20 protein-coding genes are annotated in these 26,135 nt (G+C 73.8%); 10 read left to right on the top strand and 10 right to left on the bottom strand.

The features are described from left to right. Position 1 precedes the first annotated feature (1 nt). Both ADK86_RS18075 and ADK86_RS42360 read left to right on the top strand, forming a co-directional pair. On the top strand, positions 2–442 hold the full coding sequence (locus tag ADK86_RS18075; RefSeq protein ID WP_053697507.1) for a hypothetical protein: 441 nt from the start codon (positions 2–4) through the stop codon (positions 440–442). Beyond that, a complete protein-coding gene (locus tag ADK86_RS42360) occupies positions 435–1,493 on the top strand; it encodes a bile acid:sodium symporter family protein (RefSeq protein WP_053697506.1) in 1,059 nt (352 codons plus the stop codon). Before ADK86_RS18075 ends, ADK86_RS42360 begins: the two co-directional genes overlap by 8 nt. Here the strand turns inward: ADK86_RS42360 and ADK86_RS42355 are convergent. The 3 genes from ADK86_RS42355 to ADK86_RS18055 form a co-directional block, all read right to left on the bottom strand. Continuing rightward, positions 1,390–2,691, bottom strand: coding sequence for a glycosyltransferase (locus ADK86_RS42355; RefSeq protein ID WP_053697505.1), 1,302 nt, complete (start codon positions 2,689–2,691; stop codon positions 1,390–1,392). The genes ADK86_RS42360 and ADK86_RS42355 overlap by 104 nt on opposite strands. Then, positions 2,688–3,815, bottom strand: coding sequence for a glycosyltransferase family 4 protein (locus tag ADK86_RS18060; protein ID WP_053697504.1), 1,128 nt, complete (start codon positions 3,813–3,815; stop codon positions 2,688–2,690). The genes ADK86_RS42355 and ADK86_RS18060 overlap by 4 nt, the downstream gene beginning before the upstream one ends. Before the next feature lie 101 nt (positions 3,816–3,916). After that, on the bottom strand, positions 3,917–5,341 hold the full coding sequence (locus tag ADK86_RS18055; protein ID WP_053697503.1) for a hypothetical protein: 1,425 nt from the start codon (positions 5,339–5,341) through the stop codon (positions 3,917–3,919). 323 nt (positions 5,342–5,664) lie between these two features. Here ADK86_RS18055 and ADK86_RS18050 point away from each other — a divergent pair, with 323 nt between their 5' ends. Next, a complete protein-coding gene (locus tag ADK86_RS18050) occupies positions 5,665–7,125 on the top strand; it encodes a PP2C family protein-serine/threonine phosphatase (protein ID WP_053697502.1) in 1,461 nt (486 codons plus the stop codon). Positions 7,126–7,281: 156 nt separating this feature from the next. Here ADK86_RS18050 and ADK86_RS18045 read toward each other — a convergent pair whose 3' ends face one another. Continuing rightward, the gene (locus ADK86_RS18045) at positions 7,282–8,790 is read right to left on the bottom strand and encodes a hypothetical protein (protein WP_053697501.1); all 1,509 of its coding nucleotides are present in this window, start codon (positions 8,788–8,790) and stop codon (positions 7,282–7,284) included. A gap of 258 nt (positions 8,791–9,048) precedes the next feature. Here ADK86_RS18045 and ADK86_RS18040 point away from each other — a divergent pair, with 258 nt between their 5' ends. Together ADK86_RS18040 and ADK86_RS18035 are read left to right on the top strand one after the other, a co-directional pair. Beyond that, positions 9,049–10,182, top strand: coding sequence for an aminoglycoside phosphotransferase family protein (locus ADK86_RS18040; RefSeq protein WP_030373569.1), 1,134 nt, complete (start codon positions 9,049–9,051; stop codon positions 10,180–10,182). 257 nt (positions 10,183–10,439) lie between these two features. Next, positions 10,440–12,437 (top strand): N-acetylmuramoyl-L-alanine amidase, encoded by a 1,998-nt coding sequence (locus ADK86_RS18035; protein ID WP_053697500.1) that lies wholly within the window; start codon positions 10,440–10,442, stop codon positions 12,435–12,437. A 51-nt stretch (positions 12,438–12,488) separates the two neighbouring features. On the opposite strand, the gene ADK86_RS18030 is transcribed toward ADK86_RS18035, so the two are convergent. The 6 genes from ADK86_RS18030 to ADK86_RS18005 all read right to left on the bottom strand — a co-directional run bounded on the left by ADK86_RS18030 (position 12,489) and on the right by ADK86_RS18005 (position 20,966). Continuing rightward, positions 12,489–12,965, bottom strand: coding sequence for a hypothetical protein (locus tag ADK86_RS18030; protein WP_053697499.1), 477 nt, complete (start codon positions 12,963–12,965; stop codon positions 12,489–12,491). 16 nt (positions 12,966–12,981) lie between these two features. Further along, complete coding sequence (locus ADK86_RS18025; RefSeq protein ID WP_003982045.1) at positions 12,982–13,482, bottom strand: hypothetical protein; 501 nt, start codon at positions 13,480–13,482, stop codon at positions 12,982–12,984. 42 nt (positions 13,483–13,524) lie between these two features. Continuing rightward, positions 13,525–16,455, bottom strand: a complete 2,931-nt coding sequence (locus ADK86_RS18020; RefSeq protein ID WP_053697498.1) for an ATP-binding protein — start codon at positions 16,453–16,455, stop codon at positions 13,525–13,527. 262 nt (positions 16,456–16,717) lie between these two features. Beyond that, positions 16,718–18,094, bottom strand: coding sequence for a protoporphyrinogen/coproporphyrinogen oxidase (locus ADK86_RS18015; protein WP_053697497.1), 1,377 nt, complete (start codon positions 18,092–18,094; stop codon positions 16,718–16,720). A 150-nt stretch (positions 18,095–18,244) separates the two neighbouring features. Continuing rightward, complete coding sequence (locus tag ADK86_RS18010) at positions 18,245–19,432, bottom strand: terpene synthase family protein (RefSeq protein WP_159393879.1); 1,188 nt, start codon at positions 19,430–19,432, stop codon at positions 18,245–18,247. Between the two features lie 16 nt (positions 19,433–19,448). Further along, positions 19,449–20,966 (bottom strand): cytochrome P450, encoded by a 1,518-nt coding sequence (locus ADK86_RS18005; protein ID WP_053697495.1) that lies wholly within the window; start codon positions 20,964–20,966, stop codon positions 19,449–19,451. Between the two features lie 559 nt (positions 20,967–21,525). Between ADK86_RS18005 and ADK86_RS18000 the strand changes: the two genes are divergently transcribed. The 5 genes from ADK86_RS18000 (at position 21,526) to ADK86_RS17980 (ending at position 26,065) form a co-directional block, all read left to right on the top strand. After that, positions 21,526–21,804: a hypothetical protein gene (locus ADK86_RS18000; protein ID WP_158712160.1), complete on the top strand. Its 279-nt coding sequence runs from the start codon at positions 21,526–21,528 to the stop codon at positions 21,802–21,804. A gap of 65 nt (positions 21,805–21,869) precedes the next feature. Next, the gene (locus ADK86_RS17995; RefSeq protein WP_030651080.1) at positions 21,870–22,661 is read left to right on the top strand and encodes a DUF2637 domain-containing protein; all 792 of its coding nucleotides are present in this window, start codon (positions 21,870–21,872) and stop codon (positions 22,659–22,661) included. 438 nt (positions 22,662–23,099) lie between these two features. After that, positions 23,100–23,783, top strand: a complete 684-nt coding sequence (locus ADK86_RS17990) for a hypothetical protein (RefSeq protein ID WP_030651077.1) — start codon at positions 23,100–23,102, stop codon at positions 23,781–23,783. A 249-nt stretch (positions 23,784–24,032) separates the two neighbouring features. Then, positions 24,033–25,247 carry an RICIN domain-containing protein gene (locus ADK86_RS17985; protein WP_050507065.1) on the top strand — a complete coding sequence of 405 codons (1,215 nt, stop codon included), beginning with the start codon at positions 24,033–24,035 and terminating at the stop codon, positions 25,245–25,247. Between the two features lie 68 nt (positions 25,248–25,315). Next, positions 25,316–26,065, top strand: coding sequence for a leucine-rich repeat domain-containing protein (locus tag ADK86_RS17980; protein ID WP_053697494.1), 750 nt, complete (start codon positions 25,316–25,318; stop codon positions 26,063–26,065). Positions 26,066–26,135 lie beyond the last annotated feature (70 nt).

Below are 26,135 nucleotides of genomic sequence, written 5' to 3'. Positions count from 1 at the left end.
AATGGCACCGAACCCCATCCGGGGCGGCGCCGGACGGCTCCGGGACCGTGCCCAGCGGTCCCGGGCCGTGCGCCCGTCCACACTGGCCCTCGCCGTCGCGGTGGTCACGGGCGTGCTGTGGGGCGGCGCCGCCGCCCAGGCCGCCCCGCAGCCCCCGCCCGAGCAGCCGTGCGCCTCCCCCGACGATGACGAGGACGAGCCGCCTCCGCAGCCCCGCGGCGGCACGTCCGTCGGCCTGCTGGTGGTCGACAACTCCTCGGCGGACTCCTGGCTGGAGGTCGACCGGACCCTCAACACCCTGCTCGCCGGCAAGGGCACGGCGGGCAGCGACCACGACGGTGGCGGCGGCGCCATCGACGTACGGACCCGGGACGCGACCGGCCCCGGCGCCGACCCCGCTCGTGTCGGGCACCCGCCCTGGCAGACCGGTGACGATGAGTAAGGGGGCGCGAGCCCGTCCGGGGCGGGCGGACCGGCTGCGGCGGGCGGTCGACCCGTATGTCGCCGCCCTCCTCGGCACGGTCCTGCTCGCCACCGTGCTGCCCGCGACCGGACGCGGCGCCGAGGCCGCCGGCAGCGCCGCCGACCTCGCCATCGGGCTGCTGTTCTTCCTCTACGGAGCACGGCTGTCCACCCGGGAGGCGGTGCGCGGGCTTCGGCAGTGGCGGCTGCACCTGCTGACCGGGGCGAGCACCTTCGTCCTGTTCCCGCTGCTCGGTCTGGCCGCCCACGGCCTCGTCCCGTTCCTCCTCACCGACCGGCTGTACGTGGGACTGCTCTTCCTGTGCGTCGTCCCCTCCACCGTCCAGTCCTCGATCGCGCTGACCTCCACGGCCCGGGGCAACGTCCCGGCCGCCATCTGCGCCGGCACGTACTCCAGCCTGGCCGGCATGGCCGCCACCCCGCTGCTCGCGGCCTGGCTGATCGGCTCGGCGCTCAGCTTCTCGGCGGCCGGGCTGGCGGCCATCGCCACCCAGCTCCTGCTGCCGTTCGCCGCCGGCCAGGTGCTGCGCCGCTGGGTCGGCGGCTTCCTCGCCCGGCACCGCAAACCGCTCGGTCTTCTGGACCGCGCCTCGATCCTGCTCGTCGTCTACACCGCGTTCAGCAAGGGCATGACCCAGGGCATCTGGCACCAGGTCACCCCCGTCCGGCTGCTGGCCCTGCTGCTCCTGGCGGCGGGCCTGCTGGGCACGGCGCTCGTCACGACCTCGTACGCCGCGCGCCGGCTGGGGTTCTGCCGGGAGGACCGGATCACCATCGTCTTCTGCGGCTCGAACAAGAGCCTGGCCACCGGGCTGCCCATGGCGGCGGTGCTGTTCGGCGGCGCGGCGGGCCCGGTGATCCTGCCGCTGATGCTCTACCACCAGCTCCAGCTGATGGTCTGCGCGGTCATCGCCGCCCGCTGGGCCCGACGGCCGGAGGCACCGGCCGTACCGGAACCGTCCCCGCGGCTTCCGGCCCGTCCGTTCGGCCCGGAGGAGTCGCTGGGCTGACGAGGGGCTGTACGGGCTCCGCGGCCGCGTCGTGCGCCGCGAGGAAGGCCGCGACCGCGGGCTGCCATCCGTACCCTTCCGCGCGCTGCCGGGCCGCCGCCCGGCGGTGCGCCTCGGGGCGGGCGAGGACGCGCAGCACCGCGTCGGCGTACGAGGCGCCGTCGTCGAGGGCGGTGTCGCCGCCGCGGCCGACCAGGCCGGCGAGGGCCGAAGCGGCACCGGCGACGACCGGAGTGCCGCAGGCCAGGGCCTCCAAGGCCGCCAGACCGAACGTTTCCGCCGGTCCGGGCGCCAGCGCCACATCCGCGGCGGCCTGGAGGGCGGCGAGTTCGGCCGGATCGGCGAGGTGCCCCAGGAACACCACGGGCAGCCGCTCGGCCCGCGCGCGGGCCGCCAGACGGGGCCGCAGCGGCCCGTCCCCCGCCACCACCAGCGCCGCGTCCACACCCCGCCACCGCAGCTCCGCCAGGGCGTCCAGCGCGCGTCCCGGCCGCTTCTCCGGTGACAGCCGCGAGCACAGCAGCAGGAGCACATCGGCCCCGCCCGCGCACCTATGCCGCAACTGCGGGCTGCGCAGGCCGGGGTGACGTGCCGTCAGGTCGACACCGAGCGGGGCACGTACGACATTGCGCGCACCGAGCCGGGTGAACTCGGCCGCCGCCCACTCCGTCGTGCACACCACCCGGCTGTAGGCGTGCGCGGTCCGGAGGTTGACCCGGTCCGCGGCGGCGCGCGCCGGTCCGCTCGGGACGCCCCAGGCCCGCAGCACGCCGTCCACACTTTCGTGGGACACCATCACTGCCGGGACCCGGGCCCGCCGCGCCCACTCGCCGGTCCAGCGCAGCGTCGTACGGTCCGAGACCTCCAGGCGGTCGGGGGCCAGCGCCTCCAGGACTCGCTGGACGCGGCGCCGGTCGGCCAGTACGCGGTAGCCGCCCGTCCCGGGCAGCACCGGGCCGGGCAGGGTGATCACGCGCCCCTGGTCGGTGGTCTCGTCGCGTACGGCGGGGCCCGGGACGACCAGGACCGGTTCGTGGCCCGCGGCGCGGTACCCGGCCCCCAGGGCGCGCAGAGCGGTGCGCAGCCCGCCCGACTCCGGGGTCACGAAGTTCGCGAGCCGTACGATGCGCAGCCCGGCGCCCGTGTAGCGGGCCTGGTCGGGGACGTACACCGCGGACGTGCCCGGTCGCGCCGTCATACGGCCACCGCCGTCCGGCGCGCGAGCACGTCTTCGTAGTGGCCCAGCAGCTCGTCGCCGACCGCTTCCCACGTGCGGTGCTCGACCGCCGCACGGCCCGCGGCGCCCAGCCGTGCCCGTGCCGCCGGGTTCCCGGCCAGCCGCCCGACGGCGTCGCGCACCGCCTCGCCGTCGCCCGGCGGCACCAGCAGGCCCGTACGGCCGTGCTCGACGAGGTCCAGCGGGCCGCCCGCGGCCGGGGCCACGACGGGCACCCCGGCCGCCATCGCCTCCTGGACGGTCTGGCAGAACGTGTCGTGGCGGCCCGTGTGCACGAAGACGTCCAGCGAGGCCATCAGGCGGGCCAGCTCGTCACCCGTACGGCGCCCGAGGAAGCGCACCCCGGGCAGCGCGGTGCGCAGGCCGGGGCCGCTGGGCCCGTCCCCGATCACCACGGTCCGTACGCCGGGCAGCCGCGAGACCGGGGCCAGCAGGCGCACCTCCTTCTCCGGCGCGAGCCGCCCGACGTACCCGACCAGCAGCTCCCGGCCGGCGGCGAGCGAACTGCGCAGCACCTCGTCGCGCCGGGCGGGGTGGAACCGCGCGGAGTCCACCCCGCGCGGCCACAGCCGCAGCCGGGGTACGCCGTGCGCGGCGAGGTCGCGCAGGGCTGAGCTGGACGGTGCCAGGGTGCGGTCGGCGGCGGCGTGCACGGCCCGCAGGCGCCGCCAGGCCGCGCCGCTGCCGGTGCCCAGGTAGGCGCGGGCGAAGCGGGCGAGATCGGTCTGATAGACGGCGACGACGGGCACGCCGCGCCGGGCGGCGGCCGTCATGCCGCGCGCGCCGAGGATGAAGGGGCTCGCCAGGTGCACGACATCCGGGCCGTGCCCGTCCAGCGCGGCGGCCAGCCGGCGGCCGGGCAGCGCCACCCGGACCTGCGGATAGCCGGGCAGCGGCACCGAGGGCACGCGCACCACCGGGCAGGGGCCGCCCCGCCCGCCGTCCGGCGCCCCGTCGGCCCCGAGCGGGGCCACGACGAGCAGATCGTGGCCGCGCCGCACCAGATACCGGGTGGTTTCCAGGGCGCAGTGCGCGACGCCGTTGACGTCGGGCGGGAAGGACTCGGTGACGATGACAACACGCATGGACCTTTTGTCGGCCCGCCGGGCGTGGCCCCGGCCACGTGGATCTGTCCAGCCGGGGAACGTCCCATGAGCGTTGGAGCGCGCGCCGGGGCGGCGCCCGCTCAGACCGCCGGCGCGTCCGGCCCGAACCGGGCCCGTACCGCCGTCTGCACCTCGGCCTCCTCGGCCGGATCGGCGGCCAGCCGGCGCAGCTGCTCCACGACCCGGTCGTCACCGGTCGCCGCGTGGCGGGCGGCCAGCTCTCTGGTCGTCTCCTCGCAGTCCCACAGGCACTCGACGGCGAAGCCCGCCGGGAAGCCGGGGTCGGTGACGGCCAGCGCGGCAGCGGCGCGGCCCCTGAGGTGGGACGAGGAGGTCTCGCGGTAAATATGGCGCAATACCGGCGCCGCGCAGACCACGCCCAGGCGGCCCGCCCCGTCGACCAGCTCCCACAGCCCGTCCGCGTCCGGGCCCTCCATGCGGACCGTACGGCGCAGCGCGGCCAGGACCAGATCGGCGTCGGCGCGCCCGCCGCGGCGGGCCAGCATCGTGGCGCCGGCGGCGCCCAGGCGGTCCGGGCGGGGGGCCCACCGGCGGGCCCGCTCGATGGCGGCCACGGCGCGCATCCGCTCGAAGGCGGCGACCGCGGCCTCGGCGAGCGGCCTGCTGGAGAGGGGGTCGGCGGCCGCGGCCTCGATGAGGTCGAGGGCCTCGGGGTCGCCGCGTTCGGCGAGGTGGCGCAGGGCGGCGGCGCGGGCGGCGTCCGGTCCCGTACGCGCGGCGCGCAGCAGTTCGGGGCGATCCTCGGGGCCCGCGACGGCCGCCAGGCAGCGCGCGGCCGGCACCTGCCGCCACTCCTCGGGGTGCAGCTCCAGGCCCTGCTGGGCCCAGTCCAGGATCTCGGTGACGCTCCAGCCGGGGCGCGGTCCGCCGGGCCGCAGCTGGCGCTGCCAGCGGTCGAAGCAGCCCTGCTCCTGGGCGGCGCGGATGCGCTCGCCGTAGCGGGGGTCGTCGGCCCACAGCCGCCACGGGCGGGGCTCGAAGGCGTCCCGGACGGCGGCGGCCAGCTCGGCGTCGCCCTCGGGGGTCAGCGGGAAGCGGGCGAGGACGGCGGGGGCGAGGGTCGCCAGGCCCGCGTCGTCGTCGCGCAGCGCCAGCTCGTCCAGGGCCCAGCGCCAGTTCGTACCGGCCGCGGCGTAGCTGCGCAGCAGCAGGAGGGCGGCGCCCCGGCCGTACGCGGCGAGGTGGCCGAGCACGGCGAGGGCGAGCCCGGTGCGCTCCTCGCCGGGGTCGGTGAGGTCGTCGGGGTGGAAAAGATGCCGTTCGATCTCTTCGAGGCCGCCGTCGAGCTGCATGTACAGGCGTGCGTAGTACAGGGAGCGGTTCTCGACCTGCCAGTCGCGGCGGGGGTCGCGCAGCACACTGTCGTTCAGTGCCGCGAGCGCCTCGGCCCGCGGCGCCGCGAGGGCATGCAGGGTCCCGTCGCCGCGGCCTCGCTGCAGGAGGCCGAGCAGGGTGCCACTGGGCGCTATGTCTGGATCGAACATGAGGTCAGCATCCGGTGCGGGGGACAGGCTGGCAACGGGATTTCCGCTGACCGGCATTCTTGCCGGTGACCACGGGTCGTATGCGTCGTTCCCACCATGGATCGGTGGAGCCCGAGCGCGCTACGGCGGCGGAAGCCTAGCCTGGAACGCTCCATTCCGCCGATTCGGCGGAGGGTTGCTCCAGGGCGGCCGGGGGCATATGCCGAGTGCACCACCGTATCGGGTAATGCCAAATCCCTTACGGGCGGTCGCTGCCTGTGCAACAGTCGTTACCGGCCCTTCCGTCAGACCTGGCCCCGGCGCCGCCTGATATCGGAGTACGTATGCCGTCCCACCTCTTCGCGGACCGTTCAGCCGCCCAGCCACCCGAGCGCGACGTGGTCGAAGCGCTGATCACGCAAGCACGCCGGCTGCGCGGCGGACTGGACGCCGTACGCCGGGAGACCTCGGGGGACGGCGAGGAGCACCCGGACCCGCGGCTGCGCTGGCAGCGGGCGCTGTGCGACCTGGCCGTCCACCACCTCGACGACCTCGGCGGGCACCTGGACCAGCTCCGGGAGGGCCTGCCCGCCGACCCCGACGTCCTGCCGGACGAGGAGCCGCTGCCCGCGGCCCCGCCCGAGCCGGCGGACCACCCGGGCTCACTGCTCAGCCGGGTCGGCAGCGCCGAGTGGAATCTGCTCACCGACGGGGTGAGCTGGTCGGACGAGCTGTTCGGGATCTTCGGCCGGGACCCGGCCGAGGGACCGCTGACCCTGGACGAGCTGCCCTCCCTGGTCTTCGCCGAGGACCAGCAGCTGCTGACCACGATGGTCACGGACTGCCTGGTGGACGGCCGGCCGATCGACGGCGAGTTCCGCATCGTACGCGCCGACCAGTGCGTGCGTACGGTGCACATGGTGGGCGAGCCGGTGCTCGACGCGGACGGAAGCACCGCATGCATGTGGGCCGTGCTGCGGGACGTCAGCGAGCTGCGCCGGAGCCAGCGTGCGGTGCGCGAGACCCGTGACTCGCTGCAGCGCCAACGGCACCGGGCGCAGACCGAACACCGGCTTGCGGTCGAACTGCAGGAAGCCGTGCTGCCGCCGTGGCGCGGCTCCCTGCGGTTCCCGCAGGGCGGGCCGGTCGCCCTCGACCTGGCCGCCCGCTACCTCCCTTCCGGCACCAGCGCCCTGATCGGCGGCGACTGGTACGACGCCCTGCAACTCCCGGACGGCAAGACGCTGTTGAGCGTCGGCGACCTCACCGGCCACGGCGCCACCGCCACCTCCGGCATGGCCATGGTGCTCGGCGCGCTGCGCGGCATGGCGGTGTCCGGTCAGGAGCCGGGCCCGCTGATGGGCTATCTGAACCAGCTGCTGGACACCTCCGCACAGCCCGCCCTGGGCAGCGCGGTGTGCTGCCGCTTCGACCCGGCCACCCGCCAACTGGTCTGGGCGCAGGCCGGGCATCCGGCGCCGCTGCTGTTCCGCGACGGCACCGGCAGCCCGCTGAGCCCGCCGGAGGGCGTGCTGCTCGGCGCCACGACGGGCGCCCACTACACCCAGCGGTGCGAACAGCTGGCGCCCGGCGATCTGCTGGTCCTGCACACCGACGGACTGGTACCGCGCCGCTCGCACGGCCCGCTGGCCTCCCACGAGGGCTCCGAGCGCCTCCTGTCGCTGGCACCACGGTTCGCCGCGGCCCGTGACGCGCAGGACTGCGTCCGCATCATCGCGGAGGAGTTCGGCGGCGCCGAGCGCGAGGACGACGCGTGTGTGCTGATCGCCAGGGTGAGCGGCTAGCGGAGCGGCGGCACCGTACGGAGCACGGGGCACCGGACGCCCGCCAGGGCCCCTGGGCGTGGGCAATACGGTTCAGGAGCGTTACGGTTCAGGAGCGTTCCGTTCGCTTACACGGGCACCGCGGGGTCCGGGCGGCCCGTGAACGTCACACCGGGATCAGATCCGCAGGCTCCTGCCCGCCGGGCCCAGCCCCGGTCCCAGCCCCTGGCCCTTGGCCCTGGGCATCACCCGCTGGATCTCCTCCCGCAGATCCTGGATCTTGGCGTAGTCGGAATACTGGTTGGTGAGCCGGTACATCTCGCGCAGCCGGTCCCAGGTGCGGTGGGAGGAGTTCTCCTTGATGGACACCAGCGCCAGCCGGGCGTAGCGGTCGGCCTGTTCGGGGTCGTTGCCGATAAAGCAGGCCGAGGCCATCGAGAGGTAGTCGAAGATCGTCGACCGCTGCCGGCCGGCGTCCCGCAGCCGCAGCGCCTGCTTGGCGTGCACCTGCGCGATCTTCGCCGCCTTCGGGTCGTGCTCGGCGAGCGTACGGAAGGCCAGCGCCTGCATGCCGTGCAGATCCGCCTCGTCGAACATCTGCATCCAGCTCGGCGGCGGAACGTCACCCCGGTCGGAGACGAACAGTTCCTCCGCCTCGCCCAGCGTGCGGCGCATGGCCTGGCCCTGGCCCTTGGCCGCCTGGGCCCACGCCTCGATCGTGTAGAGCATGGCGCGGGTGCGCGGCAGGGTCTCGCCGCCGGAGCCGGACTTGGCCAGCTTCATCAGGTCCAGGGCGTCGTCCGGACGCCCGAGGTGCACCATCTGGCGGGCCGCCCTGGAGAGCGCCTCGCCCGCGCGGGGCCGGTCGCCGCCCTCTCGTGCCGCGTGGGCCGCGATCACGAAGTACTTCTGGGCGGTGGGCTCCAGGCCCACGTCGTGGGACATCCAGCCGGCCAGCACGGCGAGGTTCGCCGCCACGCCCCACAGCCTGCGCTGGAGATGCTCGGGGTGGCGGTAGGCGAGCATCCCGCCCACCTCGTTGAGCTGGCCCACCACGGCCTTGCGCTGGAGCCCGCCGCCGCGGGCCGCGTCCCAGGCGCGGAAGACCTCGACCGAGCGCTCCAGCGCGTCGATCTCCTGCGACCCCACAGGGGCCGCCTCGTAGCGGTCGAAGCCGATCTGGTCGATGGTGTGGTCGGCGAAGGGGTCGTCGAATCGGGGGGCGTCGGCTGCCAGCGCCGGGTCGGTGTGCAGCCAGTCGTGCATGGCGCTGCTGAGTGCGGAGCCCGCGGCGAGCGCCGCGCCCGCGCCCACCAAGCCGCGTCGGTTGAGCATGAGGTCCATTCCCGTGAATTCCGTGAGGACCGCCGCCGTCCGCTCGGGCGGCCACGGGAGGCCGTCCGTGGCCTGTTTCCGCCCCGCGCGCCCGGAACGATCGAACCCTAGGTCCTCGATGGTTACGACACGGCCGAGACGCTCGGTGAACAGGGCGGCGAGCACCTTGGGCACCGGGTCCCGCGGGGTCTCCCCCGTGTCGATCCAGCGCCGTACCCGCGAGGTGTCGGTCGCCAGCTGCGGATGCCCCATGGCGGCCGCCTGCCGGTTGACCAGTCTCGCGAGTTCGCCCTTGGACCAGCCGGCCAGGCCGAAAAGGTCCGCGAGACGGGTGTTCGGCTCCCTGTCCACGTCAAGCCCCCAGGTTCCTCGACTGGCTTGACAGTAACGGCCCGTCCGGGACACCCGCGAGCATTCGCCAGGGTTCGCCAGGGTGCGCCAGATGGTCTGCCACCCGCGCCCGCGTGTTCCGTTAGGAGTGCAGCCCCCGGCCCGGTGTCGGTACCGCATTCCCCAGGGTGCGGACACCGGATCCGGGCCCTCGGGCCCGGTCATCGGGCCGGGAGCCGCACCGCAACTCGTCGGCGCACGAAGGGATCAGCCTCACCCATGTACGCAGCATCGTCCGCCGTGAGCGCCCCGAACCGGCCGTACCGCCCGCAGCCTCCGGGAAGCGGGCCGTATCTGGACCCCTCCCAGTCTCCGGGGGCGGTGTCCGGCCTGGCCGGCGGAAGAAACCGGCGGACGCAAGGGGGAGGCCCCCAACCGCTCAGCGGGAGACTCGACTTGTCCGGCCCCCAGGGCGCCCAGCTGCGCGCCGCGGTCGCCTCCGTGCACCGCATCTGCCCCGAGTTCCATCCGGTCCAGGTGCTCCGCCGCAGCGGCAAGTCCGTCCTGCTGGTGGGCACCACTGGCCGCACGACCGCGGTCGCCAAGTGTTTACTGGACCACTCCCCCGCGTGGGCCGAGCGGTTCCGGCACGAAATAGCTGCTTACCGGGCCTTCGTACGCCACCGCCCGCCGGTACGCGTACCGAGGCTCATCGCCGCGGACCCGGACAACTGCACTCTGGTCGTCGAGCGGATGCCCGGCCGGATCGCCTGCATCCAACGGCATCCCACCGAAGCACCGCCCCGTGCGGACGTCCGGGCCGCGCTCGGCGCGATCTGCCGGGTCAACCTCTGGCGGCCGCCGGCCGGGATGTTCGACATGCCGCTGGAGTACGGCAAGCGTATCGCGCACTTCCACGGCCTCGGCCTGCTGACCGACCGGGACCTGGGCGACCTGCAAAAGCTCTTGCACGGCCTGTCCCACACCCAGGGCCAGTTCTGCCACGGTGACGCGCTGCTGAACAACGTCCTGCTGTCGCCCGCCGGGCCGGTGCTGCTCGACTGGGACCACGCCGGCTGGTACCTGCCGGGCTACGACCTCGCCACCCTGTGGTCGGTGCTCGGTGACGCCCCCGTGGCGCGCCGCCAGATCAGCCAGCTCGCGCAGGCCGCCGGGCCGGCCGCGCGGGACGCCTTCCTGGTGAATCTGATGCTGGTGCTCACCCGCGAAATACGGCGTTACGAGACCGCCGTGCAGCGCACGATGCGCGAGCCCACGCCGACGGGCACGCCGGGGCCGGGACACCCCGGTGCGCTGGCGGCGGGTGAGGAGCAGCGGCTGCTGCTGCGCCGGCTGCACGACGACTGCCAGATGGCACGGCGCGCGGTGCGGGCGGCGGTCGGCACCCGCTGATCCGTCAAGGGGGGTATGTGAGCGGCACGCCGCACCGGGCGTGCCGCTCACGTGTGTGCGGGCTCCGTCGCGTCCGCTCGTACGGGGTTGCGGCACACGTGCTGACATGCGAAACCCGTGGGGTCCACGGTGATTGACGGATCGTCGGCCAGGCGATAGCTGTATTCGGGTCCCCTCCCGCGCACGCCCGTACGCGCACCGTATGCACACCATCCGCCAGACGCCCCGGCTCGCCCGGTCGGCCCCAGGAGGCTGCATTGCGAGGATCCGACGAGAAGAGACTCCCCCGCTCCAGAGCGCGCAGGGCCGCCACCGCCGTCGCGGCGGCGGCCTTGCTGGTGCCCCTGGTCTCCGCCGCGCCGTCCGGCACGGCCGGGCAGCCGCGCGCCTCGGCGGCACAGCCCGCCGCCGGCGCCCTCCAGCGGGCCTTCGCCGACGCCGCCGTACAGTACGGCGTGCCGCCGAACGTGCTGCTGGCCGTCGCCTACCTGGAGTCGCGCTGGGACGGTCACGGCGGCGCGCCCAGCGTCTCCGGCGGCTACGGCCCGATGCACCTGACCGACGCCCGTACGGCGCTGGCCGAGCGGCCGCACCACGGCGAGGGCGACGAGGACCCGCGCGGCGACGATTCCCGGGCCCGCAAGCGGGTGCGCGCCCAGCCGCCCGCCCCCGCCGCGCTCCCGGCCCGGCTGCGGACCCTGGACCGGGCGGCGCGGCTGACGGGACTGCCCGCCGAGCGGCTGCGGCGCGATCCGGCGGCGAACATCCGCGGCGGTGCGGCGCTGCTGGCCGCGGAGCAGCGCCGCCTCGGCCCGCTCTCCGCCGACCCGGCGCAGTGGTACGGCTCCGTGGCGCGCTATTCGGGCGCGGACGACGCCCGTACCGCGGCGGGCTTCGCCGACGATGTGTACGACGTCCTGCGGCAGGGCCAGTCCCGTACGACCGACTCGGGCCAGCGGGTGACGCTGCCCGCCTCCCCCGGGCTGACGGCCGACCGGGCGCAGCTCGGCCGCCTGGGGCTGCGGTCCGCCGCCGCGCCCGCCGGGTCCCGGCTCGAATGCCCGTACACGGTCTCCTGCGTGTCCGTACCGGCGCCGTACGAGGAGTTCGGCGACGGTGACTACGGCAACCACGACAAGGCGGACCGTCCGCGGGACCAGCGGGTGGACGCCATCGTCATCCATGACACCGAGGGGTCGTGGGAGACGACGCTGAAGCTCATCAAGGACCCGACGTATGTGTCCTGGCACTACACGATCCGGTCGGCGGACGGGCTGATCGCCCAGCACGTGCCGACGAAGGACGTCGCCTGGCATGCGGGGAACTGGTATGTGAACGCGCACTCCGTAGGGATCGAGCACGAAGGTTTCCTCGCGGCTCCGGACGCCTGGTACACCGAGGCGATGTACCGGGCCTCGGCGCGGCTGGTGCGCTATCTGGCGCACAAGTACGGCCTGCCGCTGGACCGGCAGCACATCATCGGCCACGACAACGTGCCCGGCACGACACCGGCCACCATCAAGGGCATGCACACCGACCCCGGCCCGTACTGGGACTGGGCGCACTACTTCCGGCTGCTGGGCAGCCCGTTCGTCCGTACGGCGGGCCCCCGGGGCGGGCTGGTCACCATCCGCCCCGACTACGACCGCCACCGGCCCGTCTACACGGACTGCGTCAAGCCCGGCCGGCCGTGCGCGCCGCACGGCTCCACGGCGGTCCGCCTGCACACCGGGCCGAGCGGGAGCGCGCCGCTGGTCCAGGACATCGGCCTGCGGCCGGACGGCAGCCCCTCGACGACCGGCGTGAACGACACCGGCGCCCGCGCCACCACCGGCCAGCGGTACGCGGTCGCGGAGCGCCGCGGCGAGTGGACCGCCATCTGGTACCTCGGCCAGAAGGCGTGGTTCCACAACCCGGCGAAACGGCCCACCGCGGTCGACGCGAAGGGCTTGGTGATCACCCCGAAGGCGGGCCGGACGGACATCCCGGTCTACGGCCGCGCCTACCCGGAGCAGTCGGCCTACCCGGCAGGCGTCCCCGTACAGGCCGTCACCCCGCTCCCGTACAAACTCCTGGCGGGCCAGCGCTACGCGGTCGGCAACCGGGTGCGCGGCGAGTACTTCTACGCCCCGACGTACGACGTGTCCAAGCACGCGGTCGTCCGCGGCAAGGACGTGTACTACGAGATCCAGGTGGGGCACCGGGTGGGGTATGTGCGGGCGGCGGATGTGGAGATGCGGGCCTCGGACGGGTAGCGGGGGCGGTGACGCCCTGCGTACGGCCGGGCGCCGCGCGCCGCTTGCCCATCAGTCCCACGCGTTGAAGAGGACCTCGCCCACCGTGGTGACGCCGTGGTAGCGCGCCTCGCGCCATTCGTCCTCGGTGAGCACCGAGGCGTCCAGGCCGGAGAGCGGGGTGGCAAGCTGCTCGATGCCCAGGACCTCGAAGCCCGCGCCGGCGAAGGCGCGGGCCCAGGCCGGTGGCGCGTGGAACTCCTCGCCGTCCCCGTGCCGGGGCTTCGGCGAGAAGGCGATCCAGGGGTGGTGGGCGTGGCACCGGACGGCGTGCTCACCTGCGCGGTCGGTGACCGTCGCGGAGTGGAAGGTCGACGGATACGCCCGTTCCCGGACCTCGTCCACGCTGCCCCCGGCGAGGCGGGCGGCGGTGTGCACAGCGGAACGGAACGCGCGGAGATCGGTCTCCGGGAGCGGTCCGTCCTCGCGCCGGAAAAAGCCCGTCGCCCCGCGTGGCAGCGTCAGGCCGTTGTCGCCGTGGAGGAACACGATGCGCGCCGGCCCTTCACCCCTGCTGGAACATCTCCGCCGGCAGCGGCTTCAGCAGGGCGTAGAGGTCGTCCGTGATCGGGCGGTCCCAGCTGGCGATGGTGACCAGGACGCCGTCGCTGCGGTCGAACTGGGCGCAGGAGATGCGGCCCTCGGAGCACTTGATGCGCTTGACGATCAGCAGGTTGTCGTCGTGCATGACCGGGGTGTCCTCGGTCTCGACGACGGTGACCGGCTCGTCGTTGCCGAGGGCGGCGAGCAGCTGGGCCACCTCGAAGGGGACCTGGTCGTCCGCGAGGTCGCGGGCCGGTGAGCCCTCCGGGAGGTTGCCGATGATCATCGCGGGGCCGCGCCCGCCGAACAGGTCGTAGCGCAGGAAGACCCCCTGGCAGCTGCCGTCGGGGGCGGGCAGCAGCCCGGCCCCGAGGTTGCCGGGCCAGTCCCCGGGGTCCATGGCGAGGACGTCGAAGTCAGGCCCGGCGGGCGTGGCTGCGCTGCGGCGGCGGAGGAAGGACATACCGCCATCGTACGTGGCCGCCGGAGGCCGGCGGGCCCGGCGTCAACGCCGCGGCGGCCCGTCCGCCACGGTGGCCGGGTCGGCCGTCTCCAGGAGCCGCGGCAGCCCCGCGTAGTCCGTGCCCATCTTGCGGCAGACGCTGGACAGCAGGCGGGTGACGACCGTCTCCGGGGTGGCCAGCTCCTCGGCGATACGGCCGGGGGACCAGCCCAGGGCGAGCCGTTCGGCGGCCACCCGCTCCTGGGAGGTGAGCGCGTCGGTGCCGGTGCTGTGGAGCTGGAGCGGGCGCAGGCCGGCCGCGGACAGTTCGTCGCGGGCGCGCTCCGCCAGCGCGTCGGCGCCGCAGTGGACGGCACCCTCCAGCCCGCGGTACAGGCGCTCGGCGGCGTCCTGCGGCAGGCCGGCCCGGCGCAGAGCGGCGCCGTGGTCGACCAGGGCTTCGGCGAGTGCGTACCCGGCGGGTGAGTGCTCCAGTTCCCGTACGGCCTCGGCGAGCAGCTTCAGGGCCCGGCCGCCGCCGATCACGTTGGCGGCGCAGTGCAGCGCCTCGCCGATCGCCGTGGCGGTACCGAACCTGCGGGCGCGGCGTACGCCTTCCTCGGCCAGCTCGACGGCGTGCGGGCTGTCGGTGAGCGCGGTGGCGCGGGCGAGGTGCAGCTGCCAGGGGCACCAGGCGGGGTTGCGCATGCCGCGGGCCTCCAGCCGCCTGCCGACGGCCTTGAGGTGGTGTTCGGCGTGCCGGTGCAGGCCGCGGGCCAGCAGCAGTTCGCTGTAGACCGTACGGGAGTCGGGGTAGACCACGGCGTTGGGCACCACTTCGCCGTAGCCGAAGTGGTCGGCGATCTGCTGGGCCTCTTCGACGCGGCCGCGGGCGAGCAGGATCTCGATGAGGATGCCGATGGCGTACCACTGGGCGGGCACCGCGCCGCCGACCCGCTCGGCGATCCGCAGCCCTTCGCGGACCAGCGCCTCGGCCTCGGCGAGCGCACCGCGGCGGTAGCGGATGTAGCCGAGCAGGGCGTGGCCGAAGGCCAGGTGGGCGCCGCGCCAGCCCTTGCGTTCGCACTCGGCCATGCCGCGGGTGAACAGTTCCTCGGCGCGGCCGGGCTGGTCGCAGTACATGAACGTCATGGCGACGGCGACCGGGACCTCGAAGCCGCGGTTGTCCTCCGTCCAGCTCAGCCCGCCGATCAGGGCGGCTTCGGCGTAGCGCAGGGCGGTGGCGGCGGGCTCGCCGTGCACCACGCAGTCCCAGGCACGCAGGCCGAGGATGTAGCGCTCGGCGGGACCGTCGCCGGTCAGGTGGTCGGCGAGCCGGGCCAGCCTGCGGGAGCGGGCGGCGGAGTCCGGTTCGTCGGCCCGGAAGGCGCTCCATACGAAGTTCTCGGCCTGCATGCGCAGCCGGGTGGCGGGGAGGCTGGTGCGCCGGGCCTCCTCGGCGGCCACCGCAGCGGCCTCGGCCACCTGGTCGGTGTGGGCGAGGGCCTGGGCCAGCCGGTAGGTGATGGCCTCGCGCAGATCGGGCTCGACGTCCGGTTCGGCCAGCGCCTCGCGCAGGTAGTTGACGGTGACCTCGGGCGCGGCGAGGAAGGTGGCGGCGCCCAGTTCGAACAGGACGGCGGCGCGGTCCTCCGGCGAGGGCGGTTCGCGCAGGGCGCGGGCCAGGAAGCGGCGGGCGGCGTCGGGGGCTCCGGCGCGTACGTATTCCTGCGCGGCCTGGCGCAGCCGCTGGACGACCCAGTCGTCGCCCTCGCAGGGCACCTCCAGCAGGTGCCGCGCGGCGACCGTCGGTCCGAGGCCGGCTTCCACCACGGCTTCGGCGGCGACGTTGTGCATGCCGACGCGCAGTGCTGTCGGGATCGCGCGGTGGACGGCGGTGGCGATCAGCGGGTGGGCGAACTGCAGGATGCCGTCCGGGCCCTCGTCCGGTGCCAGGATGCGTGCCTCGCGCAGCTGGGCGACGACGTCCTCCCCGGACTCGCTGCCGAGCGCGGCGACTCCGGCGGTGACTTCGGGGGTGGCGGAGGTGCCCAGGACGGCGACGGCCCAGGCGAGGCGGACGGCGGCGCCGCCGAGCCGGTCCAGCCGCTCGACCAGGCCCTTGCCCTTGACGGCCGAGCCCAGTTCGCGCAGCGCCGGCAGGTCGTCCCGGCAGCCCTTGAGGCCGCGCTCGCGCAGTCCGGCGGCGAGTTCCACGGCTTCGAAGGGGTTGCCGTCGGTGACCGCCCAGCATTCGGTGCAGAACTTGTCCTCGGCCTCGTCGCCCACCGCGTCGCGGATGATGCTGCTGACCGCTTCGCAGGTGAGCGGGGTGAGGACGTAGGGCCGGGAGGCGTGGCGTTCGGCGAGCTTGCGGAAGGCGGCGGCGCTGCGCGGCAGTTCGTCGGGCCGGTAGGCGACCACCACGAGCATCGGCAGGTCCTCGGCGCGTGGCGCGAAGGCGGTCAGCCAGCTCAGCGACTCCTGGTCGGCCCACTGCGCGTCGTCCATCACCAGTACGGTGGGTGCCTGCTGTACGGCCAGGCGGGTCACCAGCCAGTCCAGGCCGTCGCGTACGCCGGTGGGGTCGGGGGAGCTGCCGCCCGCGTCGGCCACCAGGCCGAGGGCCGGGGCGACGATGTCGTACCAGCTGCCCAGGACAGTGCGGCAGGTGGCCTCGTCGTATCCGGCCAGGACCGGCTGCACGAGCTGGCGTACGACGTGGAAGGCCATGCCGTGTTCCTGCTCGTTGCCGCGTGCGGAGAGCACGGTGCAGCCGCGGGCCGCGGCGCGGGCGCGCACCTCGGCGAGCAGCGCGGTCTTGCCCATCCCGGCCGATCCGGCGAAGGAGAGCAGGCCGCCGCGCTGGGCGGCCACCGGGCCGCCGGCGGTGCCGCGGAGCCGGGACAACGCCCGTTCCGCCGCGTCCAGTTCGGCGTTGCGCTCCAGCAACTCCCGCCGTACGTCGCGTACGTGCTCCCAGCCGTGGGTCATGACCGAATCCGTTCGCCGCGCTGCTTCTCCCGCCCGCCGCGAGTGCGGGCCCGTCCGGCCGCACTCTGCCTGCGATAGCGCAGAGCGTACGCCCATACGGACCCGCGGTAACCAGGATGAGTGACTTGTCGCGCGCCGCGGGCCGGAGTGTGCTAAGCGCGCCCGTGTATAGCCATTGCGGCGCGCCCGATCCACCCGTAAGCAGCCACTCTTACGGGTGAATCGGTTGTGAGCGCGGGCAGTTGCGCCGCCGGGGTGCGGGTCAGTGGCGCACCGGCGCGAGCGCTCCTTCGCCGCGCAGCCGGGCCAGCAGATTGCGGGCGGCCCGTTCGCCCGAGCACACACTGCTGTTGGTGGTCGAGTGCCCCAGGTGGTCGCCACCGGCGAGCTGGACGCGGCCGCGGGGGTCGAATCCGGCCGCGAACCGGGCGATGGCGCGGTAGTCCCCCGGCCGCCGGCCGATCAGGCACGGCGAGACGCGCCAGATGTGCGTCATCGTGGTGTGGCGCTCCAGCTCGGGCAGGACGCCCAGCCGCCGGACGCCCGCCAGGACGTGGTCCACCACCTTGTCGTCGCCCAGGTCCCAGTTGCGGTCCGACCACGCGCCGCGCAGATGCGTCATCACCAGCCCGGTCCCGTCCGGTACGCGCTGCGGGGAGAGGTTGTGCTCCAGTACGAACGCGCAGAGGTCGGGGTGTTCGACGCGGGACGCCTGCACCAGCATCGCCTGCTCCCGCGTGGGCCGGTCGAGACCGAAGGCGACGTGGATGCTGCGGGCGTAGGGCGCGTCGTCCAGGAACTCCCGTTGCTCGGGCGTAAGTTGTGCGTACAGCGGAGGTACTTGCGGTGGCGGTACGGCCAGGACGCAGGCCGCCGCCGTCTCGACGCGCTCCGGCTCGCCCGGCCGCTGCCAGGTGACGGCCACCTCGTCCCCGCGGTCCTCGACCGAGGTGACGTGGGCGCGGTATTCGACGGTCAGCTGCCGGGCCAGCCCCTTGGGCAGGAAGCCGACGCCCTCCTTGGACGTGAAGAAGCCGCCGCCGCACAGGATGACGTCGATGAAGACGAACGGCATCGCGGCGGAGACCTCCTCGGGCTCGCCCAGGCAGAGCCCCGAGACGAGCGGGTCGAGCAGGTACTCCAGCGTCTCGGGCCGCAGACCGCGGCGGGTGGCGTACTGGGTCACGGATTCGAAGTCGGCGGTGGCCATGGGCGACATGTCGTGCGGCGTCAGCAGCGGGCGCACCCGCCGGTAGTCGCGCAGCAGCTTGCCGACGTCGCCGAGGGGGAAGCTGGTCAGCAGGCCGCCGGTGGCCAGCTGCCGGCGCGATCCCAGGCGCACCCGGCGGACCTGCCCGTCGCGTACCAGCCCGAAGAGGTCGGAGCCGGGCACGACCTCGCCCGCCAGGCCGGCCGCGGCGATCAGGCGTATCAGTTCGCGGTAACTGTGGATGAGGATGGTCGCCGCCCGGTTGACGGCGAATCCGGAGACGTCGACGGTGGCCATCCGGCCGCCGATCATCTCCGGTCCGGCACTCTCCAGGACGACGGCGTCGCAGCCGGCCTCCTGGAGCCGGAAGGCCGCGGACAGGCCGGCGATACCGCCGCCCACCACGACGACACGGGGCTGTGCACTCACACCGGTTCACCCTTCCTGCCGGTACCGGAGCGGGCCGTCACGGGGCGGCCCGGCGCCGGTACCGGAACGTTGCGACAAGAGCGAGAGGCCGAGGGGCCCGCCGGGAACGGGCCCCTCGGTGACCGCGGACGGGGAGGCGTCACCGCCGCCTCACGCCGCGGGGCTCAGCTGGTCCCACCACCACGCCACCGTGCGCAGCGGCAGCGGTTCGAGGCTCCCATCGCTGGGCGAGTCCGCCCAGACGCCGAACGCGGGCGCCGGATCGGGGGCGGCGCCCGGGTCGTCCCGGTAGCGGGGGCTGACGGCGCTGTAGTCCAGGTTGCCGCGGATGAAGTGGTCGAGCTGCCCGAGGTAGCAGCGCACCTCGGGGGTGGCCCGCACCGCGATCCGCTCCCGCAGCGCGAGATAGAGGCACATCAGCCGGTCGTGCAGCGCCGCCGCCCGGGTCATGGCCTCCTGGGGCGGCACGCGCAGTCCGTGTTCCAGGATGCCGACGAGGTTCGACTCCAGCGACTGCTCCTTGACCTCGCGGTGGTAGGAGTAGACGTCGTTGGCGAAGGTGACCAGGGCGGAGGCGACCTGGGTCAGCGCTCGTATTCGGGGTGTCTCCGCCTCCTCGTTGGGCAGTGAGGTGCCCTCCGCCATCTCGATGACGGCGATGGACGCCTTGGTGCCGCGGTCCCGCGGGCCGATGACGAAGTACTCCTCCAGGCTCGGCACGGTGCCCGACGCCCGCTGGCCCATGCCGACGCACGCGGCGAGAAACCATTCGGCAACGCCGTCGACCCAGCGCCGTACGACCGTGCCGGTGGCGTGCCGCCGGTAGCGGTACGAGACCTCGCCGAACGCCACGGTGTAGGGGTCGGTCTTGCCGCCGTCGGTGGTCTCGGGGTGGTCGGCGCCGTGGATCACCTGGACGGCCATCGGGAGGAAACGTTCCGGGTGCCGGCTGAAGAGACCGCCGTCCAGATAGACGTCGTCCAGCAGCAGGCCCAGGCAGGACCAGTCGGCGCCGATCTGCAGCAGCCGACTGCTGCCGTCGGGCGCGATCCGGCACGCCCACTCGGCGGTGCGGTTGGCCAGGACCTGGGCGTGGTGGAAGTCGTTGTCGCAGAAGCCGAACCGCGCCATCCACTCCACGACGCGCCGCTCGATGCCGGCGGTCTCGTGGTGACGCGCCGCCGGGATGGGGCAGTACAGCTGGGGGATGACGACGGTGGCGCGCACCGCCATGGCGTCGTCCGCGTCGCGCCCCGGGCCGGCGCCCGTTAACGGGTCACGACCCCAGCGGTCGGCCGGTAGCTCGGATTCGGGGACGCCGTAGCCTGTTGCCTGCATGGTTCTCTCTCCATGGTCACGGTGCTTCAGATGGCACGGCCGGCGCTGTGCCGTCCGGTCCGCGGCGCGAGGCGCAGACCATGGGCAGCGGGCCCGGGCTCAGCACGGCCGCCGGAACCGGTCGTACGGTTCTGGGGGACGGCGGGCGCAGGCGCCAGCGCGCGGCGATGGCGGCAAGGACGAGCACGGCTTCGGTCATCGCGAAGTGGTCGCCGATGCACTTGCGGTTGCCGGCGGCGAACGGGAGCATCGCACCGCCCGGAACGCCCCCTGCCCGTTCCGGCAACCATCGGTCGGGGTCGAAACGCTGGGGATCGGGGAAGGCCACCGGGTCCTGGTGGAGCACGTACGCGCTGTACAGGACGGTGCTTCCGGGTGCCAGCCGGTGGCCGGCCAGCGTGGTCTCGGTGGTGGTCACCCGGGTCAGGGCCCAGCCGGGCGGGTACATGCGCAGGGCTTCGGTGACCACGCGCCGGGCGTGGCCGAGCCGGGGCAGGTCGTCCGGCGCGGGCGGCCGGCCGGCGAGCACGGAGTCCACCTCGGCGTGCAGCCGGCGTTCTTCCTCGGGATGGGCCGCCAGGAGGTGGAGCGTCCAGGCGAGGGCCAGCGCGGTGGTCTCGATGCCGGCCACGAGGAAGGTCATCAACTGGTCGTGCGCCTCTTGGTCGGTGAGCGGTTCCTGGTCGTGGGGTGCCTCCTGGGAGGTGGGCGCGGTGGTGGCGTGGGGGCACTCCTGGGCACTGCCTCCGGGTACGGGACGGCCGTCCGGTCCGGAGGCGTCGTCCGTGGTACTCAGGAGGGTGTCCAGCAGGTCGCCGTGCCGGGCGGTACTGGCGCGGCGTTCGGCGATGATCCCGTCGATGATGTGGTGCAGCCGGGCGAGAGCACGGTCGAAGCGGCGGTTGCCGGGCGTGGGGAGTTTGTAGAGCGGGCCGAGCGGGACGACCGCGCGCAGCAGGACGCCGCGCATGACGGTCGACAGGCAGGCGCGTACCTCGGCGGCGAGGCCCGGGTCGAGGGAGGTGGACATCAGCACGCCGGTGGTGACCCGGGCCGAGAGGTCCATCATCGCGTCGGTGACGTCCAGCGTCTGTCCGGGCCGCCACTTCCCGACGGCGGCGTCGATCTCGGCGCTCATCACCTGGGCGTAGTCGGCGATCCGGGACGGGCGGAAGCAGGGCTGGGCCAGCCGGCGCTGTCTGCGGTGCACGTCCTGGGTGCAGGTGACCAGCCCGTTGCCGAGCACCATGCGCATGGTGTCGTAGAGCGGGCCGCCCTTGTCGTACGTGCGCGGGTCCATGAGGATCTGCTGCACCAGCGCCGGGTCGCAGGCCAGCCATACGCGCTGCGGTCCGAGGCGGATCGCGACCAGGTCGCCGTGCGCGGGCAGCGAGGCGAGGAAGTCGAGCGGGCGCCGCCACAGCGGGAGCGCGTGTCCCAGCAGCGGTACGCCGCCGGGCGCCGTCGACACGGTCCAGGCGTGCGGGGCGGGACCGCGGGCCGTGCGGACGCCCGCCGCACCACGTATACCCATCGGGAATCCCCTCGTCGGGCCGGGGTTCCGGCCGCCGCCGAACGGCGTCCGGATACCGGAAAGGACAGGTAGGTGAATCGCACCATTACCTACCCGGGCCACCCTGGAGGTCCCGTGGTCACACCTTCTTGAGGGGGCGCGTCGGAGTGGGATTCAGCTCACCGGTGCGCATACGCTGAAACGGTCCGTCGCGCGCCGGAGCCGCTCCCATGGCGGCAGTAACGATTTGCCTCCGAGGTGAGCGCCCTGGGACGGACAACCGTTCGCGCGACGGAGGTGGCGGGCCGGACCCGTCCCCGGCAAACTCGCCGCTCGGTGCCGTGGTGACGCGTGGCGGGTGCCGGTGGTATAGGCCCCCGTGCAAGTGACACGGGCCCGCGCCCCGGCGGCCGGCCCCGGCAGGCCCGCCCGGCGGCGTCCGCGGGGGCTCACCGGCGCCCCGCGCCGCGCCGCGGGAACGGCCCGCGGAACCGGGCTGATTTTTCCACCTTTCCGATCACCGCCTCTTCGTACCCTCCACCTCTTCTTGAGTTCATTCGCACCGGGTACCCGTCCCCTTGTGTCCGGCCTGTTCGTTCCGCAATGTATGCCTGACTCTCCTGTGGAACAGCCGGTACGACGCATCGGCCGGCGCTTCTTCAAGCCCGTTGGCATCCCCGACTCCCCCGCGACCGACCGGCCGCAGGCCGCACCGGAATGCGAAAGGGAATACTTCCGCCCGGAACTCTCCGCAGACCTGCTGGACCGGCTCGGCGCGGAACTCGACCGGATCAAGGCGACGTTGTGGTCGCAGCAGCACGGCGACGCCGAATGCGGCGCGGGGCCCCGGCGGTGCTGAAGGCGGCCAGCGCAGCCTGACCGCCAGGGCCCCGACGCCGCCGCCCAGCCCGCAGGGAAGTTGCCGTGTACGATCCCCCCACCCTCCACCTGCTGATGCCGTCCACCGCTGACGGGTACCGGATCCCCGCCCAAGTCACCACCGAGCCCGACCTGACGGCCGCCTTCGGCCTCGCCGACGGACCGCTCTTCCGCGACCAGCCGGCCCACGAGAGCCTGGCCGACGCCTACGGCCACGACGCGCCGATGCGGGTCCCCGACGACCTCGACGCCGAGCTGGCGCAGCTGCTGGACACCGCCGAACAGCCCGCCGTCGTCGAGGAGCTGCCGGCCGACGGGCCGCACAGCCATCGCAAGCCGACCCTCCTGCACCCCGCCCGCGCCGCCAAGGAGGGCGGCACCCGGTCCTGGCGCCGCACCCTCAGCGTGGTCACCGTCGCCCTCACGTCCGTGATCGTGGTGGCGGTCGGCCTGCTCGCCGCGGTGGCGTCCTACCCGCCGCTGCGGGCACTGGCCGGGGAGGCCACGTCGCCGCGCATCGCGCAGCTGTGGCCGCTGCTGGTCTACGGGCCGTGGATGGCCGCCATCCTGTCCATCCTGCGGGCCCGCACCCACCGGCGGCGCACCGCCCACTCCTGGTGCGTGGTGATCTTCTTCGCCGCCGTGGCCACGGTGCTGTGCATCGCCAAGGCCCCCACCACCCCGGCGGGCATCACGGTGGCGGGCCTGCCGCCGGTCACCGCGCTGCTCTGCTTCCACCAGCTCATCCGCCAGCTCGAACCCGGCCCTTCGGTGACGCCCGCCACCCGGCACGCGTACTCGAACCGCGGCGCGCACCGCCACCGTTCCGGCCGCTGAGATCCGGCGGCCTCCCTGGGGCTCCGGCGGCCGGCCCCACAGGGGGGCCGCCGGGCCCCGTCGGCCCCGTTCCCGCATTCCGCACCCGGCCCGTTTCCCGGGGGCCATTTCCCCGGGCGGCGGACGAATATCCCCGCACCATGGCCGCCGTTTTTCCGGAAGTGCCATTTCCGTAAGAGCCGTTGATCGCCGCGCAGGTGTACCGCCCGGGGGTTTTACCGGCGCCGCCGGGCGCATTCGGCGGCATTTTTCCGCGGCGGCGCACGGAGGTGTGCCGCGGCCCCGTCGGGGTATCCCCCGAATGCGCCCGGCCGTCCGACGGAATTTCTTCAGCAGAAACGTTGCTTGTCCTTGCCGAGCGTATCCGGCAATTCCCTTGTTCGTTGGTGGAGGTGATGTGGCCTTGCGTCCGTGCCCCCGACGAAGGAGTGAGTAGCGATGGCCGTGAGCTGGGCGAAAAGGATCGCCGTCACGGAACCCGCCCCGAAACCCGTCCGCTACGCCCGCTATCTGGCGCCCCACTGGCAGGGGCTGCTCCGGGTGGACAGTGAGAACGGCATCGGCATCGTTCCGGCGGTCGCGTTCTTCGGCGTACTCGCCACGGTTCTCTTCGGCGCGGGCGGCGCGGCCGTGGCGCTGCTGGTCGGCGCGGCCGTGGAGCGCGACCACATGGCGCGCACCTGGCTGACGTTCGACCTCGTGGCGGCCGTTGCGCTGTCCCTCTCGTACTGGCTCGTCGGCCGGTACGGCCTGCGGTTCTACGACACCGACCCGGCCACCAACGACCTGTGGCGGAGCATCACCGTCGCCAACACCGCCTGGCGCTCGCTGCCCCGGGCGCACCGCGCGGCCCAGAAGCCCCGGCTGCGCGCCGTGAACACCGCCGCCCGCATCCTGCTGGCCGACCCGGCGGACACCCGCACCCACCAGATGCTCCACGCGCACGCGGACGTCCTGCGGCACCTGGCGACCACCGTCCTGGCCGATCCCCGGCAGGGCCAGCCCGCCGAGCCCGCCACCGCGTACGCGACCCGTGCCGCCGACGCGGGGCTGCGCGCCGAGCACGGCGTCCCGCTGTCGACCTCCCTGGAGCGGGCGCCGACCATCCCCAATCAGCAGTGAGGCGCGGCCTGCCGCGCGGGTGACGGCCGCCGTCCCGGCGTGCTGTTCCGGTCGTTGCTGATGCGGGCGGCCGGATCGGCGGAGGACGCCCGCCGGGGATCCGGCCTTGTGGGCGGTGCGCACGCGGGCCGCGGCCGGGAGCTGACCTTGGCCGGGTCTGATGGCCGTACCGTCGCGCCCTCGGGAACGGGCTCATAGGGTGAGAACGCCGGAATCGGAAATTCTTCCGACCGTTCCCAGGAGGTTCCCGTGAGCGTCAGCGCCAAGGGCACGTACCTGATCAAGAACGTGAACAGCGGTCTGTACCTGACCGTCAAGGGCCACGCCAAACAGTCCCCCGCGGACATCGTCCAGGACCGGCTGCAGGACTGGCCGCAGCGGGCGGCCCAGGCGTGGCGGCTGGAGTCGGCGCCGGGCGGTGAGCGCACCTTCCGGATCCAGAACCAGCACAGCGGCGGGTACCTCCAGGTCCGCAGGTGGAGCAAGGACAAGGGCGCACACCTGGTCCAGGAGCACCTGGAGGAGAACACCCCGGCGTACCGGAGCCAGTCGTGGCAGCTCACCGACGAGGACCCGTACCGCATCGCCAACGTGCACAGCGGTCTGTGGGTGAACGTCCAGGACCACTCCGCCGCCACGGGCGCGGTGGTCGAGCAGTCGACGGAGAGCACCGGCGTCTACCGCACCGCCGAGCAGTGGACCTTCGAGCCGGTCGAACCGCGCGGCGGCGACCCGGTCTTCGACGCGCTGTCCGGACTCCTGGTGGAGCCGGGCGGCGGCATCGTCTCCACGGTCACCCATGTCTTCAAGGCGTCGCTGGAGGCCGCCGGCGGAGTCTTCGGCACGTTCGCCAAGTACGTGCCGGGCGACACCACGCCCTTCGTACGGTTCGAGGGCTTCCGCGGCGACGAGGTCATCCGGTTCTCCTCGCGCAACCGGGTCGAGGCGGGGCCGCGCAAGATCAGTACGCAGTTCCCGCACCTGCCCAAGGAGTTCCACGGCGGCTTCGACTTCGTCACCCGGGCCCCGCGGCACCGCGACCACACCTACCTCGGTGTGAAGGGCGATCTGACCATCGCCTTCTCCGACAAGGGCAACGGTGGCATCGACCGGACCGAGGAGTACTTCCCGTCCCGCGAACTGGAGCCGTACGGGCGGGTCCTGGAGGCGGCGCCCGCCCGCCCCGACGACTCGCAGTACCTGCTCTTCTGCGAACAGGCCACGGTGCTGATCGACGGCCGGTTCCGCGCGCCGGACCTGCGCGAGGTGCAGCCGATGCCGCTGGGCCAGCTGCCCAAGGGCTGGGAGAAGCCGGACGCGGTCGCCTCCGCGACGGTGGGCGACGAGGTGCACTTCTTCGCCGTCAAGGGCACCGAGTACACCGTCTTCACCCTGCGCGATCTCGTCCAGGGACCCGCGCCGGTGCTGAACGCCTACCCGTTCCTGCTGGGGCTGTGGGCGTAACGGGGCCGCGCGCGGCCGGGTGGCCGGCGGCCGTCTCCGCCGGCCACCCGGCGCCGTAACCTGCGTCCATGACCACCGGCACCGGAACCTCAGCGGCATCGCCCGCCACACTCAACCTCTGGAAGGCCGGGCTGCGTTCGGTCCCTGCCGAGACCTGGACGAGGACCGGGCTACGGACACTGATCCTCGCCGACAACGACCTGACCTCCGTACCGCCCGCCATCGCCCGTCTGCGGAATCTGCACACCCTCGACCTCGGCCACAACGCCCTGACCCGGCTTCCCGAACAGATCGGAGACCTCACCGGACTCACCCGCTGCCTCTACCTCCACGACAACCGCCTCACCGAACTCCCCACCACACTCGGCAGACTGAACCGCCTCGGCTACCTCAACATCGGCGAGAACCCGCTGGGCCAACTGCCCGATTCCCTCGGCACCCTGTCCGGGCTGCACGAACTCCGAGCCCAGCACGCCGCCCTGACCGGCCTCCCGGCTTCCCTCGGCCGCCTCGCGGGCCTGCGGGAGCTGTGGCTGCGCGGCAACCAGCTGACCGGGCTGCCCGCGACCGTAAGCGGCCTCCACGCCCTACGGGAGCTGGAGCTACGGGAGAACGCCCTGCCCGAGATACCGGACGCCCTGCGCGGCCTCCCCCTGCTGCGCCGGCTCGACCTGCGCGGCAACAAGCTGCGCGACGTACCGCACTGGCTGGCCGACCTGCCGGCCCTGGAGAAGCTGGATCTGCGCTGGAACACCGTGGACCACGACGCGGCACCGCTACGAGCGCTGCGGGAACGCGGCTGCGTCGTCCTGGCGTGAGGCTCCGGGGGCGACCTCAGGTGAGGTCGAACTCCCCGTCACGCGCCCCGAGGACGAACCCCCCCCCCTC

Origin of the sequence: Streptomyces sp. NRRL F-5755, assembly GCF_001279365.1 — a bacterium.
GTDB lineage: Bacteria > Actinomycetota > Actinomycetes > Streptomycetales > Streptomycetaceae > Streptomyces > Streptomyces rimosus.
This window is presented reverse-complemented; position numbering and strand designations above follow the sequence as displayed.

Excerpts from the sequence above, each read along its gene's own strand:
- ADK86_RS18075 (WP_053697507.1), top strand. The coding sequence starts at position 2 with ATGGCACCGAACCCCATCCGGGGCGGCGCCGGACGGCTCCGGGACCGT.
- ADK86_RS42360 (WP_053697506.1), top strand. The coding sequence starts at position 435 with ATGAGTAAGGGGGCGCGAGCCCGTCCGGGGCGGGCGGACCGGCTGCGG.
- ADK86_RS42355 (WP_053697505.1), bottom strand. The coding sequence starts at position 2,691 with ATGACGGCGCGACCGGGCACGTCCGCGGTGTACGTCCCCGACCAGGCC.
- ADK86_RS18060 (WP_053697504.1), bottom strand. The coding sequence starts at position 3,815 with ATGCGTGTTGTCATCGTCACCGAGTCCTTCCCGCCCGACGTCAACGGC.
- ADK86_RS18055 (WP_053697503.1), bottom strand. The coding sequence starts at position 5,341 with ATGTTCGATCCAGACATAGCGCCCAGTGGCACCCTGCTCGGCCTCCTG.
- ADK86_RS18050 (WP_053697502.1), top strand. The coding sequence starts at position 5,665 with ATGCCGTCCCACCTCTTCGCGGACCGTTCAGCCGCCCAGCCACCCGAG.
- ADK86_RS18040 (WP_030373569.1), top strand. The coding sequence starts at position 9,049 with ATGTACGCAGCATCGTCCGCCGTGAGCGCCCCGAACCGGCCGTACCGC.
- ADK86_RS18025 (WP_003982045.1), bottom strand. The coding sequence starts at position 13,482 with ATGTCCTTCCTCCGCCGCCGCAGCGCAGCCACGCCCGCCGGGCCTGAC.
- ADK86_RS18020 (WP_053697498.1), bottom strand. The coding sequence starts at position 16,455 with ATGACCCACGGCTGGGAGCACGTACGCGACGTACGGCGGGAGTTGCTG.
- ADK86_RS18010 (WP_159393879.1), bottom strand. The coding sequence starts at position 19,432 with ATGCAGGCAACAGGCTACGGCGTCCCCGAATCCGAGCTACCGGCCGAC.
- ADK86_RS18005 (WP_053697495.1), bottom strand. The coding sequence starts at position 20,966 with ATGGGTATACGTGGTGCGGCGGGCGTCCGCACGGCCCGCGGTCCCGCC.
- ADK86_RS17990 (WP_030651077.1), top strand. The coding sequence starts at position 23,100 with ATGGCCGTGAGCTGGGCGAAAAGGATCGCCGTCACGGAACCCGCCCCG.
- ADK86_RS17980 (WP_053697494.1), top strand. The coding sequence starts at position 25,316 with ATGACCACCGGCACCGGAACCTCAGCGGCATCGCCCGCCACACTCAAC.